This window comes from Wolbachia endosymbiont (group A) of Norellia spinipes (assembly GCF_964273535.1).
Genome location: NZ_OZ187006.1, coordinates 231,848 through 251,458, shown reverse-complemented (window position 1 = coordinate 251,458; position 19,611 = coordinate 231,848). Strand labels below are relative to the sequence as shown.

Here is a 19,611-nt window from a genome sequence, read left to right as displayed (position 1 = left end):
AATGTCCTATGGACATATATATGGTAAGTTGGTTGTTAAGTAAAGCAAAACTGCCTATTGCTACGAAACATTATGAAAGACAAGCAGCTTTTGTTACTCCCGCGCGTACTGCACGAATATTATCTATTAGATCCCAGTGCCTTGACTACTTCGATCCAGGAAAATTGATTATGCACTATACAACATTCTCGATCAAAAAACTGATTCCAGTGTCAGCTACTTGCATGACAAAGAAGAGTGAAATTAGCACTCACCTATTATTCGTGTCGTTTTCAGTAAAAGCCTCCTCCCATGTGCCTTGAGTTGCTGCACGACTATACTCTGTTACTCTATTTTCAAAGAAATTCGTATGTTCAACGCCATTTAGTATTTCATCGAGCCATGGAATAGGATTATCATTGACATCATATATGGACTCAAGACCTAATTGCATTAACCGTCTGTTTGCTACGTAGCGTATGTAATTGCGCACTTCTTCTGCGGATAGTCCTTCAACATCTCCTAAATCAAAGGCAAGCTTTATGAATTCGTCCTCAAGCTCAACAATAGTGCGGCATGCAGAATATAATTCCTCTTTAAACTCGTTGTCCCAAATTTCATTATTCTCTTTAATAAATGTATTAAATAACATAATAATTGAATTGGTGTGCAAAGTTTCATCACGGGCTGACCAGGCGATTATCTGCCCCATGCCTTTCATTTTTCCAAAGCGTTGGAAATTGAGCAAAATTGCAAACGATGCGAATAACTGCAACCCCTCGGTAAATGCACCAAACACTGCTAGAGTTTTAGCTACATGTTTTTTATCGTGTTTTTTGCTTTCCTCAAATTCCAGCATGTATTCATATTTCTTTCTCATAGCATCATACTTTAAAAATGCTTGATACTCGCTTTCTGGCATGCCAATTGTGTCTAAAAGATAAGAATAAGCTGCAATGTGTATGGTTTCCATATTGGAAAAACTTGCAAGCATCATGCATATCTCTGTTGGCTTAAATATATTTGAATAATGCCTCATATAGCAGTTATTTACTTCAATGTCCGCTTGAGTAAAGAATCTAAAAATCTGAGTTAGTAGATTTTTCTCTACGTTTGAAAGTTTAGTTTTCCAATCCTTCACGTCATCAGCAAGCGGAACTTCCTCAGGTATCCAATGGATTCTTTGTTGCTGCAACCACGCATCATACGCCCAAGGGTAATTAAAAGGTTTGTATATTGGATCTGCTTCTAACAATGACATAAGACACCTATTATTTTCTAAAGTAAATATTATATTAAGTGATATTGAGAATCAGTCAATTTAACTTTTTGAAATTTGACGGCAGGTAATTTATTAGTGTATTATAGCTTCAAGTAATTTATCAACAGAAATGCGAGTATTAATATCTTTTATTTTATTATTTACAGTGAGCTGCACACACACTATTCACAACCACGGAGCTCCTGGCATTAGTGTTGAATTGTGGAGCAAGATAAAAGCAGGTGACGATAAAGAAAAAGTGGTTCACACTTTAGGATCACCAATATTAGTATCAAAGTTCGATGACAATGTTTGGTACTATGTCTCATATAAAATTAAACAAGCTAACTTCTTAGGAAAAAGGAAGTATAGCAGTAAGTCCCTGCAAATTTCATTCGATCAGGACGGTAAAGTTGCAGATACAAAAGAAACTGACATCTTAGAGAGATCTTTGGCTGTTCCTGATTGAAAATCTGCTGACTACAGAGTTTTTCCCGCCCTTCTTTGTCATCCAAGAACCGTATTACGTCATCCCAGTGCCCAGACACTGGGATCTATTTTTTTTCTGGATGCCAGTGTCACGCACTGGCATGACAAGAAAGGAGCGCTGGAATGATAATGTGAAGTGTCTACTTCTGTCATCCAAGTAGCCTGACTACTTGGATGACAGAAGGTAATATAAGAGGTCTATTGTAAGATTTTACCCATTTAGAATAAAGTCTAGTGTTACTTCACGCCAAATGTGGTGGTGCTGAGTAGGCAAGCCAGTCAATGGGCTACATTTATATACTGCACGCATTGCATTATCTGCTATCGACCTGAAAAGTGGATTATTTCGATAGGAATCACTGTCTGCTACATCGGCCATAATTATCTCGCCTTGACTGGATAATAATAAGTTAATTTTTATATTAAAATTTTCTTTGTAAGCTATGCTTTCAGGAATGCTCCAGCATTTTGTAAGTTTGTCTCTTATAGAGTTAATAATTTCTGTTACAACTAATTCATCCTTTTTATTCTCAACGCTTTTTTCGTTTCCTATTTCATTTTTTGCCTCTCTAACATCCCTTCTTAGTTTCTTCCCTACACTTTTTTTTCTTTTTGGAACTGGAATGAATTCTTTACCCTCGTTAATAATGACTTCTTCTTGCATTTCGATAATTTGCCTCGGTTGTGCTACAACAGTGTGCTCAACTGTTTCTTTTTTCCTTTGTGGTATAGGAACAACTGACGTATCATTCGTTTGGGCTTTTGTTGAAGGTAACGAAAAAAGCAGAAAACAACATAAAGATAAAAAAAGAATGTAATTAGAATAGAAAAAACGCATATGTTAAGCAGTTTGTTTTACTGGTTTAAAGCTAATATTGCACATAAAGTCAATATATTTTAGTTGATTTAAGCTCAAAGACGTAGTTTTTGCTGTACTAATTTTACTATTTCTATAATATCATACGGTCAATATACTCTAAATGAGATGGAAAGATGAAGGCATCATTATAGCTGCTAAAAAATACGGCGATAAAAACTTAATTCTTTCTCTGTTTACAAAAAATCATGGAAAGCGCAGGGGATTAACTAAGCTAACAAACAATAGCAATTATAAGTTTCAGATAAGTAATCTATTACATGCAGAATGGAGTGCTAAGTTACCTGAAAATCTGGGTTTTTTAAAGTGCGAATTAATCGAATCTCCATTCCATCATTTCTTTCAAGATAGGTTAAAAAGCATTACTATTGTCTCTTTCTCCTCTATTTTAGAAAAAGTGCTTCCAGAAAGTGAACCCTGTGCCATGCTGTATGACAATTTTCGATATTTCATCGATGTAATTAAACACAACAATCAGTCTTGGCAAAGCCATTATCTTAACTTAGAGCTTCTGCTTCTTACGCAATTGGGATTCAAGTTAGACTTATCCAAATGTGCTGTAACAGGTGTTAAGGAAAACTTACAATTTATTTCTCCAAAAACTGGTAGAGCAGTGTCAAAAAAAGCAGGAGATTATTATGCAGATAAACTCCTACCTTTTCCACAAATGTTGCATGATGTATACAATAATAACCTACAAAACAGCTACTCATTCCAAGAATTTCAGTTAGGACTGAAAGTCACAGGATATTTTTTAAATAAGTATCTATTTTTGCAGTTAAACATGAAATTTCCAGAGCTGAGAAACCTCATGTTGTCGCTTTAACCTTAGTTATCATTTTTTTGAAATCATTTCAGAAATCTATAGCTAACCCAAGCAACACGTCATACCGCGATTCATTCGCGGTATCTCAGCATAGATTCCGCTAACGAGTAGCGGAATGACGGTTGTCGGTAAACTTAAGCCACTTTAGCTATAGCCAGTAACCACTCTATTTCTACCACTGTTTTTTGCCTTATATAAATATTTGTCAGCACGTACTATAAATTTTTTAATATCGTCAAGGTCAGATCCTTGCATTTCTGCAATTCCAATGCTAACAGTTATGTTATGGGTTGTATTTTTGTCCGCAAGTATAAAAGGTTCTTTAGCAATAATTTTTCGTATTCTCTCCGCAATAGTGTACGCATCTGATACATTGGTATCTGGCATTACAACAACAAACTCCTCACCACCAAACCTAGCTAGTAAATCTGTCACTCTGATATTTTCAGAAATTCTTTTCTGTACTTGCTTTAAAAGTTCATCTCCAGCACTATGCCCAAAACTGTCATTCACCATCTTAAAATAGTCTATATCAAGTATCATAAGAGACAACCTTCTATCCTTTTCCACAGAGTCCTTAACAATGTTTCTTAAGTGTGCATCAAAATATCTTCTATTATAACAGTTAGTTAATGGGTCCTTTATAGACATTTCCGCATTATTAAATAAATTCATTCTCAAGGCATCTTGATATCTTTTGCGTTTTACTTGCGAATTAACCCTTGCTATTAACTCACCCTCATCCAAAGGTACTGTTAAATAATCATTAGCACCTACATCAAGTGCTTTTACTAAATTGTTTTTATCATAATCCTCAGAAAGAATCAGAATTGGTGTATAGCGTGTTTCTACTTTACTACGAAACTCAGAACACAAATGCAGGCCGTCAGTTTTTGAAAACTGCATATCAGAAATGATCAGGTCGTAATTATTCTTAATACCAACCTTTAATGCCTCCACTGGATCACTCAGTATTTTAATTGACCTAAAGCGGTGCTTTAGTACATTATATATCTGCTCTGCTTGAAAGACATCTTCATCTACAACAAGTATGTTAGCATCAAAAATCTGATTAGAATAATCCATAATACTGTTTCCTGCTACTCCGCCAATCTCAGCGTTGGTTTCTCCTCTCAAACGCAATTCGTCGATAATCATCTTTAAGCGTGTGAGAGACTTAATTCTCGCAGATAAAGCAGTTTCGTTTATTGGTTTAGTCAGAAAGTCATCTGCACCAGCATTAATGCCTTGTACTCTATTGTGAGTATCATGCAGTGCAGTTACCATAATTATTGGAATATGGGTTGTCAAGGGATCACTCTTTAGCTCCTTACAAACTTGAAAGCCATTCATCTTTGGCATCATGATATCAAGTAATATAATATCAGGCTGCTGCTTTGCTACTAAATCTATAGCTTCTTCACCATCATGAGCTACGATAACCGTATAGTACTCTGCTTTTAGTCGAGCTTCTAAAAGCTTGACATTAGATAGTACATCATCTACTACTAGAATCTTCGCTGTCATTATCTTTAGATGTATTATCTATATCGTAAGTAGGATAAAGCTTACCATTTTTACCAACTATGTAATTTACTTTCTCAGTATTATACTCTTTATATAAGTCTTCAATTCCTGCGTCTTTCAATAACCTCCTAGCTTTTGATTTTATAATCATAAGATACCTATATGTATTCCTAATAAGATCAATAAATACAGGCACCTTATTTCTATCAAGAACAATTATGCTCACTAAAGCAACGACCAAAATTTCTGAAAGACCTATATTAAACATTTTTCCTATGAAGCAAGTACTTTAATCCTCCTGATTATAAATATTAATTTGCTTAAATCAAGTTTAGAAGCAACTATCTCATCTAAAAAACTATTATAACGTTCTATGTAGTCCTTATCATTACTAGCCCAGGTTTGAACCTTATCTTCGGGGTTATCAGTAGCTTTTATGACTTTAACAGCTAGCTTGTGATGGTAATTGCTTAAATCGTCCAATAAATCATTAACTAAGCTGCGATCCCAATAAGAAGAGCGGCTTTTCATCTTGATGGCAATTGTTCTAATCAGATCGAATCTTAACAGCGACTTTAACTCAAAGTATATTTTACCAGCATCAAGAATGGACAAAGATGTCTGTTCAGCAACAGATATAATGTCCAGTGCATAAGCAAGAACGTATAGATCAGCAACTTTTTTTGCTAGATCTTTATTTATATTAAGTTCTACTAAAGAAGTTGATCCATGGCTACAGACCTTTAATAGGTGTTCATCTAAAACATCAGTTAAGTTCTGGCCTAAAGTTTCAATTGCATCTTTAAATTTTGTAACATCATCCAACTCTACAAAGCTAAGCTTGCCAAGATTTTTCACTAACCAAAACGATACTCTGCCAATAAATTTCTGCACGTTCCTCACTATTTGTAAGTATGAGTTAACATCAATTTTTCCATCCAATTCATCAATTTTCTGCCACAGGCTGTTTAAATCATACAGGTGGTTAACAACAATATATATGTTAACCGCTTCTTGTACCTTAATTCCAGTGTTCTCAGCCAAATTATTGATGAATATACAGCCCATTCTATTCACTACATCATTTGCAATGCAAGTAGAGATAATTTCTCTACGAAGTTGGTGTTTTAATATGAAATCCTTAAACTTTGTTATCATCTTTTTAGGAAAATAACCTAGCAAGTAGTCATTAGATATAAGATCTTTTTCAGGCAGATCGGAATGTATAATGTCATTTTTTATTGCCGTTCTAGCATAAGACATTAGAATAGAAAGCTGAGGAGAACTGAAACCTTCTGCACCAGTTAACATCCTTGCTATCTCTTCTTCAGTTGGAAGAAATTCTACGCTTCGGTTTAACAGCCCAGATTTTTCTAAACTGAGCAGTAACCTGTGGTGCTGCTCCAATCTCTCTTTAGCTTGCAAACACTCAAGAAGTAATGCTTTTGTTTCAATTCTGTTGTGGTTCTCAAGCACTTTGGATGCAACTTCGTCCACCATACTTGCCAGTATTTCATTCCTTTTTTCTAAAGAAACACCCCCTGCTTTCATAGCTGAAACAAATGCAATCTTGATGTTAACTTCAAGGTCCGAACATATCACTCCGGCTGAATTATCAACAAAATCTGCATTTATATATCCACCTCTTTCAGCATATTCTATTCTTCCAAGCTGTGTGCATCCCAAATTTCCGCCTTCTATAAACATAGAAGCTCTAATATCTTTACCATTTACTCTTAACTCATCGTTTGCTTTGTCACCGACCATGCTATGATTTTCACTCTTTGCCTTAACAAACGTGCCAATTCCTCCATTCCATATGAAGTCCACTTCTGCTTTGAGTAGATATCTAATCAAATCACTTGGAGGTAGCATATCTTCTGTTATATCAAAGCATTTTTTTATTTCTTGAGAAATGTTTACTTGCTTGCTGCTACGCTCAAATACTCCTCCACCCTTAGAAATCAAATCTTTGTTATAATCCATCCAAGTTGAAAATGGTAACTCAAAGAGACGTTTACGCTCTGTGAAACTCTTTTCTGCACTAGGATTTGGATCAATAAAAATATGCATATGGTTAAATGCGCCGATTAAATGTATATTTTTTGAAAGCAGCATACCGTTTCCAAATAGATCGCCAGCCATATCTCCAATTCCAATAACAGTTGCATCTTGGTAAATATCCTTATTCATTTTCCAAAAATGCCTCTGCGCTGCAATCCATGCACCTCTGGCTGTAATACCCATTTTTTTGTGATCATAACCTGCTGATCCACCAGATGCAAATGCATCGCCAAGCCAAAAATTGTATTCAGAGGCTATTTGGTTTGCATAGTCAGAAAAAGAAGCAGTGCCTTTATCTGCTGCAACTACCAAGTATGGATCATCCTCATCATACCTAATCACATTCTCTGGTGGAATTATTTTGCCATTAACTACATTATCAGTAATGTCAAGCATTCCCCTGATAAAACTCTTATAGCATTCAACACCTTTCTCTCTTAAAATATCTTTGTCTTTATAAACTTGCTTAATTACAAACCCACCCTTTGCGCCAACAGGTACAATAACCGCATTTTTTGTCATCTGAGCTTTCATGAGCCCCAAAACTTCAGTGCGAAAATCTTCCGTCCTATCCGACCACCTTAAGCCACCACGGGCCAATTTCCCTCCTCTTAGATGTATTCCCTCAAAAAGATTTGAATAAATATACAATTCACGATATGGACGAGGATCAGGCAAACCATTTATTTTATTTGAGTCAAATTTTGTAGATAAATATGGTTTATCGTCTTGATAATAACTGGTCCTTAAAATAGCCATTATCAAGTTAAATATCGAGCGCAAAACGTAATCATGTGAAACATTGCTGATCTCTTTTAGAAGTTCCTCAATTTTTTCTATGAAAATGTCCGTGGTTTCTGCTCTATCAATGTCTATGCTAGGATCAAATCTTGCATGAAATAGTTGTATCAAATACTTTACTATTTTTGGATACTCTGAGACTACCTTTTGGATATATTCTGGATTGTAGTTAAATGACGTCTGCTTTAGGTAAGCACTGAGCGCTCTAACCAGAAGCACTTCTTTCCACTCCAGTCCAGCAATAATGACCAAACTATTGAAATAATCATTTTTAATTTCCTTTCTAAACACTTTCGCAAGTGTTATTTCAAATTGCTCTTTTAGAGTAATGTTGTCTATTAATTCATCGACTCTTGACAACACAAAATGGTGTATCCATATTCCGCCGTTAATTTCTATGTAATAGCCATTATGAGATAGAATCTTAGCTCCCAAATTCTTAGTGATCCTTAATATCTTCGATAATTCAAGGCCTCTATTGCTTGGAGTATAAACCTTTAATTGATAATTAAGATTATCACAAGTAAGTCTTAAATCGACCTCGCTAACTCCTTTTTTCCTCACTATCTCCAATTTTTTCATATCGTAATATGCGTCATGAGGTTCGAAACTCTCTTGATAGCTTATTGGAAATGCCTTGCAATAACGGATGAATATATCCTCAACAGTACTAAAAGTATTATATAAATTGTCTATAAAAAGATCTTCCCACTTTTCCGTAATGTTCCTCAATTTGTTTTCGATACGCAAAACTTCGTCATCAGGAACACTAGCATTTTTGGTCTTTAGCACTACATGCAATTTCATCAAATCATATTCATTGATAATGTGATTGTTATAAATATCTGAACTTTCTGCACTTGTCTCATCCTTCAATATGTCACGTATCTTGAACATTAGCCTAGCGCTAGCATAACGCATTGGTATCAGCACTATGCAACTAATAAAATCCCTTACTCTTCTTAAAAATAATCTGACCCTTGGCCTAATCGCAAGAGACATGATCGAAATGCAAATTTTAAATAATTCGTCTTCATTTGATTGGAATAATTCATCACAAGAGAATGGTTGTAAAATAGAAATTAAAGCTTTGTTATTGTGGCCCCCGGTTACAAACCCTGCATTTTTTTCTATAACTTTAACTTTATCTCTTATTATTGGAATAGTTCGAATATCTTGGACCTCCGCTACAGAAGTAAATAGCCCGAAAAAACGCCGTTCCTTTACTACATTACCCTGGTCATCAAATTCTTTTACTCCTATACAATTCATGTATGTACGCCGATGGACTATTGAGATTAGATCTGATCTCAATATGTATAGGGAATCAAGGTTTGCAGAAGGAATCAACGTACTTTGACCTACTCTTATCAGGCCAAGGTCCTTTTTGCTATCACAGACGAGTTTTTCATCTTTACCAGCAATATATTCTTGATAACCTAGAAATACAAAATTATTGTTTTTTAGCCAATCTAAGAAATCTTTTCCTGGTGTCACTCCAGCGTTCGACGCTGGCTGCTCGATGGCAAAAAGAAGACTTTTTGCTTCATCAAGTTTCTTGAGCATTAAGTGCCAATCTTTCAAAACGCAATTAACTGCTTTCAGCGTTTTTTGTAGAGATTCTTTTAATGTATCAACAAAACTGTCACTTATACCTTTGATAATTACATATATAACTGATTCTTTGACTCCATTGCTTTCTTCCAAGGAGTAAATCTCATCTATTAGGCCATCTTTTCTTTTAATGTTAATTATGCTGTTGCTGTAATAGCATATGGTTAAATTGTGCGATTTAATAGTTGCAATAACAGAATCAACCAAAAATGGCATATCATCGTTTGTTATCTTAATCGTGGTAAAATCGCCTTCTATTCCTGGTATATCATCTATATTGCTTACTACTAACTTACTTTCATCTTTCTCTTTTTGAGAAACAAAATTGTAAGCATCGTTTACAATATATAGCAAAAACTTATCGTTGGCTTTTAGGTCGCTTTTATAAACAAAACTATAAAAATACTTAATAAATTTTTTAATTTTTTCTTTATCTTGCTGATTTTCTTGATCAACTAACTCAAATAAAGACTCAGTGTCAACATTATGATCTACACACATTTTTTTAACAAAAATACACAGTGAACTTAAACCTTTTTAACTAAGATTTCATTATCAAGAGCGTACACTATTAGCTCATCATTTTCTACTACTTCCCCTGATAAAACTAATTTAGCTAAATTATTTTGAATACACTCTTGTATAACCCTTTTTAGGGGCCTTGCTCCATATTCAGGGTCATAGCCAGTTTGTGCTATTAGTTCTTTAGCTTCCTGCGACAAACTTATACTCAGTTTACGCTTAGCAAGTGTTTTTTGTAAATAAGAAAATTGAACATCTATAATTTTATAGATGTCATCTCTGGTTAAACTGTGGAATATAATAATTTCATCCAGCCTGTTTAAAAATTCTGGACGAAATGCTGATTTAACTATTTGCATCACTTCGCTTTTTACAGAGTTAGCAACTCCTCCTTCCGATGTCATTCCAGCGCGTGAAGCTGGAATCTGCATCTGGATCCCAGTGTCAGCTACTTGGATGACAGGAGGTAGAGTCTCATTTTCTGTAACTCCCTTAAGCATTATCTCTGCACCAAGGTTAGAAGTTAAGATCAGTATGGTGTTGCGAAAATCAACTAATTTGCCATGACTATCAGTGAGTCTACCCTCATCCAAGATTTGCAGCAATAGATTAAATATATCTGGATTTGCCTTCTCTATTTCATCAAACAGAATAACCTGATATGGCCTTCTTCTTACTGCTTCGGTTAATCTGCCACCTTGCTCATAGCCAACATACCCTGGAGGCGCGCCAATTAGCTTTGAAACAGAATGTTTTTCCATATATTCTGACATATCAAAACGCAAAAGCGCTGATTGATCGTCAAACAGAAATTCAGCAAGGGCTTTTGCCAGTTCTGTTTTTCCAACCCCGGTTGGGCCTAAGAATAAAAATGAACCGAAAGGTCGATTAGTATCTTGCACACCAGAGCGAGAGCGCCTAACTGCATTACTTATTGCTTCTATCGCGCCTTTTTGCCCTATTACTCTTCTTCCTATTTCATTCTCCATGTTAAGAAGTTTTTCCTTTTCGCTGTGCATCATGTTATCAACTGGAATTCCTGTCCACTTTGAAACAATGTTTGCAATATCATCTCCAGTCACTTCTTTCTTTAAGAAACTATCAGTAACCTTTTCCTGATTTTTTAATTCATTCTCAAGCTGAGGGATCACACCATACATCAGCTCTCCTGCTTTTCCTAAATTTCCACTCCGCTGAGCCAATTCCAGCTCTTTTCTGGCGTTATCTAATTTTTCAACTGTTTCTTGTATTCTAGCTATTTTATTCTTTTCCATCTGCCATTTGCTGTTCAAGTCAGCAAATTTACTGTTTAGATTTTCGATCTCTTCATTTATCTTTTTTAAACGCTGTTTAGAATTTTCATCACTTTCTTTTTTTAGAGCTTCTGCTTCAATCTTTAGCTGTATAACCTTTCTCTCAAGTTCATCAATAACTTCAGGCTTGCTATCCATTTCAATTCTCACCCTACTTGCTGCTTCATCAATCAAATCAATTGCTTTATCAGGTAAAAACCTATCTGTTATATATCTATTGGACAACGTTGCAGCAGCAATTATTGCACCGTCTGTAATTCTTATACCATGATGCACTTCATATCTTTCCTTCAAACCCCTGAGTATTGAAATGGTATCAGTTTCAGTTGGTTGAGAGATAAACACAGGCTGAAAACGCCTTGCAAGTGCAGGATCTTTTTCTATATGCTGACGATATTCATCTAAAGTTGTGGCTCCTATACAGCGAATTTCTCCACGCGCAAGAGCAGGCTTTAGCAAATTTGAAGCATCCATTGCACCACTTATTGCTCCTGCTCCTGCTCCAACTAAAGTATGAAGCTCATCTATAAACAAGATAACTTTTCCCTCCGCTTTCGAAAGCTCATTAATAACTGCTTTTAACCTTTCTTCAAATTCTCCTCTAAATTTTGTTCCAGCAATTAATGCGCCAAGATCGAGGGCTAAAACTTTTGCATCACGCAAACCAAGTGGCACGTCATTTGCAACGATTCTATTTGCAAGCCCCTCAACTATTGCAGTTTTTCCAACACCAGGTTCACCGATCAGCACTGGATTATTTTTTGTCCGCCTCAGTGATACCTGCATAGTTCTTCTGATCTCTTCATCACGACCAATTACAGGATCAAGCTTGCCTTGCATAGCAAGCTCTGTAATATCCTTTGTATATCTCTTAGCCGCGTTCAATTTTTCCTCACTGTTTGGCGAGTCTGCACTGCTACCTTTCCTCATGTCTGTAACAACTGAATTTAATTTTTGCGGTGTAACACCATTCTCTGCCAGAATTTTGCCTACAGTATCATCTTTTTGTGCAGTGAGGCCCTGCAGTAAACGCTCAACAGCAACAAATGAATCTTTATTTCTCTTTGCAATACCAATTGAATCTTCAAAAACTTTTGCTATTTCTCTTGAAAGTTGAAGGCCCCCACTTCCTGGACCTTCAATTACTGGCAACTTTTTTATTGCGCTATCCACAGCATCAGAAATACTTTGCACATTTCCACCACAAGCGTTTATCAAATCCTGAACTAAACCTAATTCATCCTCAAGCATCACTTTGAGTAAATGCTCAGGCATAAAAATCTGATGCCCAGCTCCCAACGCTTTCATCTGAGCACTTTGAATTAGACTTTTTGCTTTTTCGGTAAATTTATTTAAGTCCATAACACCAGTTAAATTCGTATTTGCTGATGTATATAACAACTGATTTCATAAATTTCAACCTAAAGTTGTTTATTGTTAGGTATGGTCTGCAAAAATTTAAATTTCTTAAGAACCTGTTTAAAATCTTCGTAATAGGAGAGAAATGAAGGAAAGGACAATCATTTGCAAGCTGGTATTGAGTTTACGTTCGCAATTTTTCCACAACTGCCTACACTTTTCCAACCAAGCAAAAGAGCGCTCAACGACCCATCTCTTTGGCAATACAACAAAGGTCACTGGGATCCAGAAAAGTTTGCTTGTTTATAAGCAAACTAGCATGGAAAGTAGCTGATCTTATACTAAATGAATGTTTTTGATGAGGTTGCATAGAAGCTGGATTCCAGTGTCAAGCACTGGAATGACAGCAGTCCTACGTCATACCACCGCGAACCGTCATACCGCCGCGGTATTTCTAGATCCCGCTAACAAGTAGCGGGATGACGATTGTCAGGGTGTCATTCCAGCGCCCCTATGATGTCATCCAAGTAGCCAACACTGGGATCCAGGAAACTTAACTCTACACCAAGTAAATGTACAATAAGAACTAGATTCCAGACTGGAATGACAGCAGTCCTACGTCATACCATCGCGAACCGTCATACCGCCGTGAATTAACCGTCATACCGTCACGGTATCTCTTGACATAGATCCCGCTGCGGGATGACGAATTACTATACCACCACGAACCGTCATACCGTGATTCATTCACGGTATCTCTTAGCCGCTAACAAGCAGCGGGACGACGATTCTTCAAATCGTCAAGGTGTCATCCGAGTAGCTTGACTACTTGGATCCAGAAAACTTAACTTTAAACAAGTGGCTGCATAATAAAGACTAGATTCTAGCGTCACGCGCTGGAATGACACCATTTTCGGTCTCTTAAATTGCTTTAGCTAGAAACATTAAGAAATTTACCAAATAAAAAAAAGGCAAAAGAAGCCCCGTGGTGCGAGTTTTGACTCTATATTACTGTAAGTGGCGCTGTAATAATGTGCTAACGCTTAAAATAAGCGCGATTTGGCTGAATGTAGAAAAAATAAAAAAGACATGCAGCCGCTATAATTTTATGTAATCCGCCAAAAAATACCCTGAGTTTTTTACTGAATTTTGTCATTGAGCCTGCAGGTCAAAAACAAGTTTTGAGTCATAAATAACCTTATTGTCATAATAAGGGGGCTGGCGGAGTTTGTCAAGCAACTTTCTATATAATATTTTCTAAAATAAATGGACTTCTCGCATCCAATTTCGGCAGCGCATGACACACAACTGCAATGACAAGGTGTTGTAAGATATTACCACAAACATCATATTCACACGAAATACTTGACTTCACTTGTACTAAGAAGCATTTTATATATATTGTGTGCCCGTAGCTCAGCTGGATAGAGCAACAGCCTTCTAAGCTGTGGGTCGTAGGTTCGAATCCTACCGGGCACACTCTTCTATCAATACTTTCTATAAATCTTCAAGTATTCTGGCACCACATTTTCAATTGCTAATGGTCGAACCTTCATTGTTTCAAGGTCAGCTGACTTTTCGATTGAGCTATTCATCATAACTTTCACCTGATCTTGAGTAAGCACAGGGTTCGTATCTCCAGTTATTGGTTTTAGCAGCATAGAAATAATTTTATTTTCTAAAAAGAAAGCTATTAACTTTGCCATTGGAAAAGATACATTGATCAACAAACACTTTCTGTTAGTAACATTCAGAATAAACTTCAATAAGCTTTTGAAAGAGTAAACCTTTGGTCCACCCATGTTATAAATTTTCTTGTCTTGCTTATTAAAACTGATAATACGATATACCACTTCAGCTAAGTCTGTTACACATATTGGCTGAAATTTAGTCGTTCCATTGCCAATTAGCGGCAAAAAAGGAAGAACAGTTGCTAATCTTGCAAATTTATTAAAGAAGTTATCTTCTTTACCAAATACAAGGCTTGGCCTAATTATTATTGCTTCTTGAAATGCTGAAGTTACAGCTTTTTCACCTTCCAATTTACTTTTGGCATATTTTGACAACTTGCTATTTTCTATTCCCATAGCGGAAAAATGTATCATCATAGGTACATTTTTCATTTTTGCAGCTTTTGCTATCCTTTCAGCTATTTTAACGTGAACAGCGTAAAAATCGTGCTTTTTTGCTTCATATAATATTCCCACTAAGTTTATGGCTACATCACATTCTTCCATACCCTCTAGAACTGATTTTTCATCAAAAAAATCGCCTTTAAATATTGATATTTGTCCCAAATTGCCACACAATTTTAAACAAGCAGCTTTTTCCTGATTACGAGTGAATATCTTTATTAAATATCCTTCTGCTGCCAAGCGTCTTACGATGTGTTTCCCTATAAACCCCGTTCCACCAAAAATAATTACACGTTTTGTCACGATTAAAGTTCCTAATAATTTGTTACTGTAAATTAATACAATGATTTTGCTTAATATTCTATTATGAATTCCCGTACAATAAGATCCATTTTCATTCTTCGTGAGCCTTTAACTAGAATTGCGTCATTATTCTGAATAATGTTAGCTAAATCACTTTTCAATTGATTAGAATCATTAAAATGCGCGCCTCTTATATTATCTGGCAAAAGCTCATGCAATTCTAACATAAATTTACCAACTGTATAAATTTTATCTATATTATTTTCTGTGACAATCTTAACCAAATCTGTATGAAATTCTATGCTTTTATCACCAAGTTCCAACATATCACCAAGCAAAGCTACTTTTCTCTGATTAGAATATGTACTCAAAGTTTTTATTGCAGTTTTCATCGAAGCAGGGCTGGCGTTATAGGAGTCATCAATTAAATGTATATATTTTTTATTGTATTTGACCTTATGAATATTGCCTCTACCTTTCGTTACACTAAAATTCTTAAGTGCAAGTGGTAATTTTGATAAATCAAGTCCGAGGCTCTGCACAACTGCTGCAACAACAAGTAGCGAATAAGCAAAATGCTCACCTTGTACACGTAAATTACAGTTTATAACTTGATTATCACTCAGCCTGATTTTTAAACTTAATCTATTAGCAACTCGGTTTGATGTCATTCCAGCGCGTGACGCTGGAATCCAGTCTTTATTATACAACCGTCTGATATGCTCATTTGCAATTGAACTTCCTGGATCCCAGTGTCTGGGCACTGGGATGACAGAAGATAGTGCTGAAATGACAGAAGATTCATCGTTTCTTATTAAGTTTAGTAAACAAACTTCAGCATTTTTATCTTTACCGAGGCTTATTACATTTCTATTGGCGCGTGATGAGAGATAATCATAATATTTATTATCTCTGTTCAAGACCAAAGTACCATTACTTTTCATACCATATAGAATTTCTAACTTCGCTTGTGCAACGTCAAATAGTGATGAAAAATTTTCAGTATGTGCAGGTTCGATGTTTGTAATAACTGCAATATTTGGATTACTAATCTTTGATAATTCTTTTATTTCACCAGCTTTATTCATTCCCATTTCAAGGATTAAGTACTGGCAGTTTTTTGGAGCTTTTAGAATTGTCAAAGGCAATCCTATATTATTATTTAAGTTACTTTTGTTTGCATGGGACACTCCATATTGCGATAAAACAGTGTGCAGCATATCCTTTGTAGTGGTTTTCCCGACACTGCCTGTAATTGCAATAATTTTAGCATCAACAAGAATATTTCTAATATAGTATGATGCCATATCGTGCAAAGCTTTCAGGGTATCTTGTACAATAATGAGAGGGAAATTTTTATATTTACCCTCACTTACTATTGCAGCGGCAGCCCCTTTTAAAAACGCTTCATGCAAAAAATTATGGCCATCAAAATTCTTTCCCTTGAGTGCAATAAATAAATCACCTTTTTTTATGCTTCTTGTGTCCGTTGAAATATTTGAGCTATGTGTCCAATTACAACCATTTACGCCTCTTCCGCCAGTTGCATCAATGATATTATTTGTATTCCATTTAAACATAATTTAGAGAGTACTCTTTAAAGTAAATTGAATAAAGTAGCAAATACCACATGTTTTAGACAATGTATAAATAATGGTTGCAATCCCTATAATTCTATCTTATAATGGATATAGAAGTTTAAATTTTTTCGTCTATAATTAAAATGTATTTAGTTGTAGAAAGTAACTTGGAGGTGTGTATGCCAAAAAACGACCAAAATGAAGAATCTAAAGTTGGTAATGCAGCTTCGGGAGTAGGAAATTTTCTGGGTAGAGGTATAGGAGCTCTATTTGGGGGTATAATATATCCTATACAGCCAAAAAACTGGTTTAAGTCTCGGGGCGAAATGTGGCACGACATAAAAAATGGCGGGCGTTATATTATTGGCAGCCCACTTGAAGAGTATGACCCACCTATAGAAACCACACAAGCTAGTGAGAATCTTGGTGTAGAAATAACAGAGCAAAAGAAAGGGAAAGGAAAGGTAGCTTTTTTAGCGTCAAGGACTCTGACGGGAGATATACCTTATTTGAACGATGAACAATTAGGTCAAATAAAGAAAAACCTGCCAAATGTAACTATTTTTAGAGAAGAAAACAAAATTGTAATTGAAATTAACGTTGAGGAAATAGCTAACACTATTAAAACTAATCCTGATAATAAAGGCAAGAGCAAGAAAGAAATAGAAGAGCTTGTTCTTAAAGGAATTGCTAATAAAGTTGACGAAGACCTTAAGAAGCTTGCAGGAATTACTGGTGGAGAATTTAAAATTCATACAGACTTAAAATTGCTGAATGGTATTGCAGAAAAATTGTATCGAGAATATGATAACCAGAACAAACCATCAAAAACTCCAGGGCCAGCACAAACTGGAAAGTCACCAGGGCAGTCTTCAGAAACTGTTACAAGTACAGATGAATTAGTAAAATCTTTTAACATTACTAATCCTAACGAGTTTCCTTTTGGTAAAAGTAAAGAAGCTATTTCTCCTATAAAAAATATGCAGTTATCAGAACGAGATATCAAAAAGCAAGCAGAAGGATTGGGAAGTACTTTTTTGAATTTTGAAGATGCCTCTTGTGAAGTAATAAAACCACTATCTACGCCTGATGTAGAAAGAAATAAAGGAAGAGGGAAAGGTCGCTCTTAAAATATGAGCAATGAAGTTTATGATAGCAATAACATCTTTGCTCAAATATTAAGAGGTGAGTTACCTTGTGAGAAGGTACATGAAAATGAAAATGTACTAGCTTTTCATGATAAGTACCCTGACGCACCAGTTCACATTTTAGTTATACCAAAAAATCAATATATTTCATACGATGATTTTATTCTAAAAGCTTCTGAAGAGGAGATAGTAAGTTTTTTCAAAATTGTCAGAGAAATAGCACATAAATATAATTTAGAAAAAACAGGATATAGATTAGTCACTAACTACGGTGAAAATGGAGAGCAGGTTGTACCACACTTTCACGTGCATATTTTAGGTGGTAAAAAGTTAGGAAAGCATGTAAACTCATAGTGTTATATGTTTTGTTAAATGAGCGAATATCTAACCATAGTAATCTTTATCTGCGTATCAATTGTAGTATCTTTTGCTTTAGGTATATTGCCTATGTTTCTTGCAGTGAGTAAGCCAGATGGTGAAAAACTTTCCACATATGAGTGTGGCTTCAATCCACTATCCAGTGCAAGAAAAAATTTTGACATTAAATTTTACCTAGTTTCAATATTATTTATAATATTTGACTTAGAAATCGCTTTTCTTTTTCCTTGGGCTGTTTCTTTATCTAAGATAAGCTATGGTGGATTTTGGTCTATGATGGTATTTCTTGCAATACTCACTATAGGTTTTATCTATGAATGGTGTAAAGGTGCATTAGAGTGGGAGTAGTTTATGACAAATCAAATTCTATCTAATGATGACTGGGGTCGTTATAAAAAAGAAGGGTTTCTTGTTACTAAATTTGGTGATTTAATAGATTATGTAATGAATTGGGCAAGGTCTGGTTCATTGTGGCCAATGACATTTGGTCTTGCATGTTGCGCAGTTGAGATGATGCATACTGCATCCAGCCGTTATGATCTTGATAGATATGGCATAATGTTTCGTGCAAGCCCACGTCAATCAGATGTGATGATTGTTGCTGGCACACTAACTAATAAAATGGCAGCAGCATTGCGCAAGGTTTATGATCAAATGGCAGACCCGAAGTATGTTATTTCTATGGGAAGTTGTGCAAATGGTGGTGGTTATTACCATTATTCTTATTCAGTAGTCCGAGGCTGTGATAGAATTGTGCCAGTTGACGTGTATGTCCCTGGATGCCCACCAACCGCTGAGGCGTTGCTATATGGAATGCTATGCCTACAAAACAAAATAAAACGAACTCAGAATATAAAGCATGGATAAAACTGCAAGGCATATACAAAAAAAGACCAAGTGTGAGTGCATTCAAAAAGATGATGGCATTATTGTAATATATTCAACTTTAGATGAAATTGAAAAGCACCTATCCTTTCTACGTGATGATGAAAAGTGTAGGTTTGAACTATTAGTTGATATTTTTGGGGTTGACTATCCAGATCGAGAAAAGCGCTTTGAGTTAGTGTACAATTTACTCAGCATTGTGCATAATATTAGAGTACACATAAAACTTCAATTATGTGAGGGCGATATGCCTCCAAGCATAGCAAAGGTATTTAGCACAGCTTCGTGGTTTGAGCGTGAAGTGTTTGATATGTATGGAATAGAATTCTCTGATCACCCTGATTTGCGTAGGATTCTAACAGACTATGGATTCAAAGGTCATCCAATGTTAAAAGATTTCCCTCTCACTGGTTATGAGGAAGTAAGATACGATATAGAGGCAAAAAAGGTTGTATATAATCCTATAGATTTATCGCAAGATTTTCGTATGCTTGATAGCCTATCGCCTTGGGAAGGTAAAACCATAAAAGTAAATACAAAGGAGTAGAAA

General features: G+C 35.6%; 16 protein-coding genes, 1 tRNA gene and 1 pseudogene. 8 read left to right on the top strand and 10 right to left on the bottom strand.

Annotated elements, in window-relative coordinates; genetic code table 11:
- Positions 1–250: 250 nt before the first annotated feature.
- Entirely contained in the window at positions 251–1,240 is a 990-nt protein-coding gene (locus ACFZP3_RS01260; RefSeq protein WP_253307200.1) for a ribonucleotide-diphosphate reductase subunit beta, read from the bottom strand.
- A 130-nt stretch (positions 1,241–1,370) separates the two neighbouring features.
- Between ACFZP3_RS01260 and ACFZP3_RS01255 the strand changes: the two genes are divergently transcribed.
- Positions 1,371–1,709, top strand: coding sequence for an outer membrane protein assembly factor BamE (locus ACFZP3_RS01255; RefSeq protein WP_253307201.1), 339 nt, complete (start codon positions 1,371–1,373; stop codon positions 1,707–1,709).
- 54 nt (positions 1,710–1,763) lie between these two features.
- Here the strand turns inward: ACFZP3_RS01255 and ACFZP3_RS01250 are convergent, their stop codons facing one another.
- Together ACFZP3_RS01250 and ACFZP3_RS01245 are read right to left on the bottom strand one after the other, a co-directional pair.
- A complete protein-coding gene (locus ACFZP3_RS01250; RefSeq protein ID WP_264688014.1) occupies positions 1,764–1,886 on the bottom strand; it encodes a hypothetical protein in 123 nt (40 codons plus the stop codon).
- Positions 1,887–1,940: 54 nt separating this feature from the next.
- A complete protein-coding gene (locus tag ACFZP3_RS01245; protein ID WP_253307187.1) occupies positions 1,941–2,567 on the bottom strand; it encodes a hypothetical protein in 627 nt (208 codons plus the stop codon).
- A gap of 142 nt (positions 2,568–2,709) precedes the next feature.
- On the opposite strand from ACFZP3_RS01245, the gene recO reads away from it, so the two are divergent.
- Positions 2,710–3,432 carry a DNA repair protein RecO gene (gene recO / locus ACFZP3_RS01240; protein WP_253307186.1) on the top strand — a complete coding sequence of 241 codons (723 nt, stop codon included), beginning with the start codon at positions 2,710–2,712 and terminating at the stop codon, positions 3,430–3,432.
- 144 nt (positions 3,433–3,576) lie between these two features.
- On the opposite strand, the gene ACFZP3_RS01235 is transcribed toward recO, so the two are convergent.
- The 5 genes and pseudogenes from ACFZP3_RS01235 to ACFZP3_RS01215 all read right to left on the bottom strand — a co-directional run.
- Entirely contained in the window at positions 3,577–4,959 is a 1,383-nt protein-coding gene (locus ACFZP3_RS01235) for a PleD family two-component system response regulator (RefSeq protein ID WP_386086671.1), read from the bottom strand.
- Entirely contained in the window at positions 4,931–5,227 is a 297-nt protein-coding gene (locus tag ACFZP3_RS01230; RefSeq protein ID WP_386086669.1) for a hypothetical protein, read from the bottom strand. Before ACFZP3_RS01230 ends, ACFZP3_RS01235 begins: the two co-directional genes overlap by 29 nt.
- 5 nt (positions 5,228–5,232) lie before the next feature.
- Complete coding sequence (locus tag ACFZP3_RS01225; RefSeq protein ID WP_386086667.1) at positions 5,233–9,939, bottom strand: NAD-glutamate dehydrogenase; 4,707 nt, start codon at positions 9,937–9,939, stop codon at positions 5,233–5,235.
- A gap of 26 nt (positions 9,940–9,965) precedes the next feature.
- Positions 9,966–12,635, bottom strand: coding sequence for an ATP-dependent Clp protease ATP-binding subunit (locus ACFZP3_RS01220; RefSeq protein WP_386086665.1), 2,670 nt, complete (start codon positions 12,633–12,635; stop codon positions 9,966–9,968).
- 117 nt (positions 12,636–12,752) lie between these two features.
- A pseudogene (locus tag ACFZP3_RS01215) lies at positions 12,753–12,908 on the bottom strand (transposase); the annotation flags it as partial.
- A 1,129-nt stretch (positions 12,909–14,037) separates the two neighbouring features.
- Here ACFZP3_RS01215 and ACFZP3_RS01210 point away from each other — a divergent pair.
- Positions 14,038–14,111: transfer RNA gene (locus tag ACFZP3_RS01210), tRNA-Arg, on the top strand.
- Positions 14,112–14,119: 8 nt separating this feature from the next.
- Here ACFZP3_RS01210 and ACFZP3_RS01205 read toward each other — a convergent pair.
- Positions 14,120–15,070, bottom strand: coding sequence for a complex I NDUFA9 subunit family protein (locus ACFZP3_RS01205; RefSeq protein ID WP_253307182.1), 951 nt, complete (start codon positions 15,068–15,070; stop codon positions 14,120–14,122).
- Positions 15,071–15,120: 50 nt separating this feature from the next.
- Positions 15,121–16,650, bottom strand: a complete 1,530-nt coding sequence (locus ACFZP3_RS01200; protein WP_386086663.1) for a Mur ligase family protein — start codon at positions 16,648–16,650, stop codon at positions 15,121–15,123.
- Between the two features lie 179 nt (positions 16,651–16,829).
- Here ACFZP3_RS01200 and ACFZP3_RS01195 point away from each other — a divergent pair, with 179 nt between their 5' ends.
- Genes ACFZP3_RS01195 through ACFZP3_RS01175 form a run of 5 tightly spaced genes read left to right on the top strand, consistent with a single transcriptional unit; the run spans position 16,830 to position 19,608 of the window.
- A complete protein-coding gene (locus ACFZP3_RS01195; protein WP_264688007.1) occupies positions 16,830–17,780 on the top strand; it encodes a hypothetical protein in 951 nt (316 codons plus the stop codon).
- 3 nt (positions 17,781–17,783) lie between these two features.
- Positions 17,784–18,152 carry an HIT domain-containing protein gene (locus ACFZP3_RS01190; protein ID WP_386086661.1) on the top strand — a complete coding sequence of 123 codons (369 nt, stop codon included), beginning with the start codon at positions 17,784–17,786 and terminating at the stop codon, positions 18,150–18,152.
- A gap of 18 nt (positions 18,153–18,170) precedes the next feature.
- Positions 18,171–18,524 carry an NADH-quinone oxidoreductase subunit A gene (locus tag ACFZP3_RS01185; protein WP_006279576.1) on the top strand — a complete coding sequence of 118 codons (354 nt, stop codon included), beginning with the start codon at positions 18,171–18,173 and terminating at the stop codon, positions 18,522–18,524.
- A gap of 3 nt (positions 18,525–18,527) precedes the next feature.
- Positions 18,528–19,043, top strand: coding sequence for a NuoB/complex I 20 kDa subunit family protein (locus tag ACFZP3_RS01180; protein ID WP_164224545.1), 516 nt, complete (start codon positions 18,528–18,530; stop codon positions 19,041–19,043).
- A complete protein-coding gene (locus tag ACFZP3_RS01175) occupies positions 19,036–19,608 on the top strand; it encodes an NADH-quinone oxidoreductase subunit C (RefSeq protein ID WP_253307178.1) in 573 nt (190 codons plus the stop codon). The genes ACFZP3_RS01180 and ACFZP3_RS01175 overlap by 8 nt, the downstream gene beginning before the upstream one ends.
- Positions 19,609–19,611 lie beyond the last annotated feature (3 nt).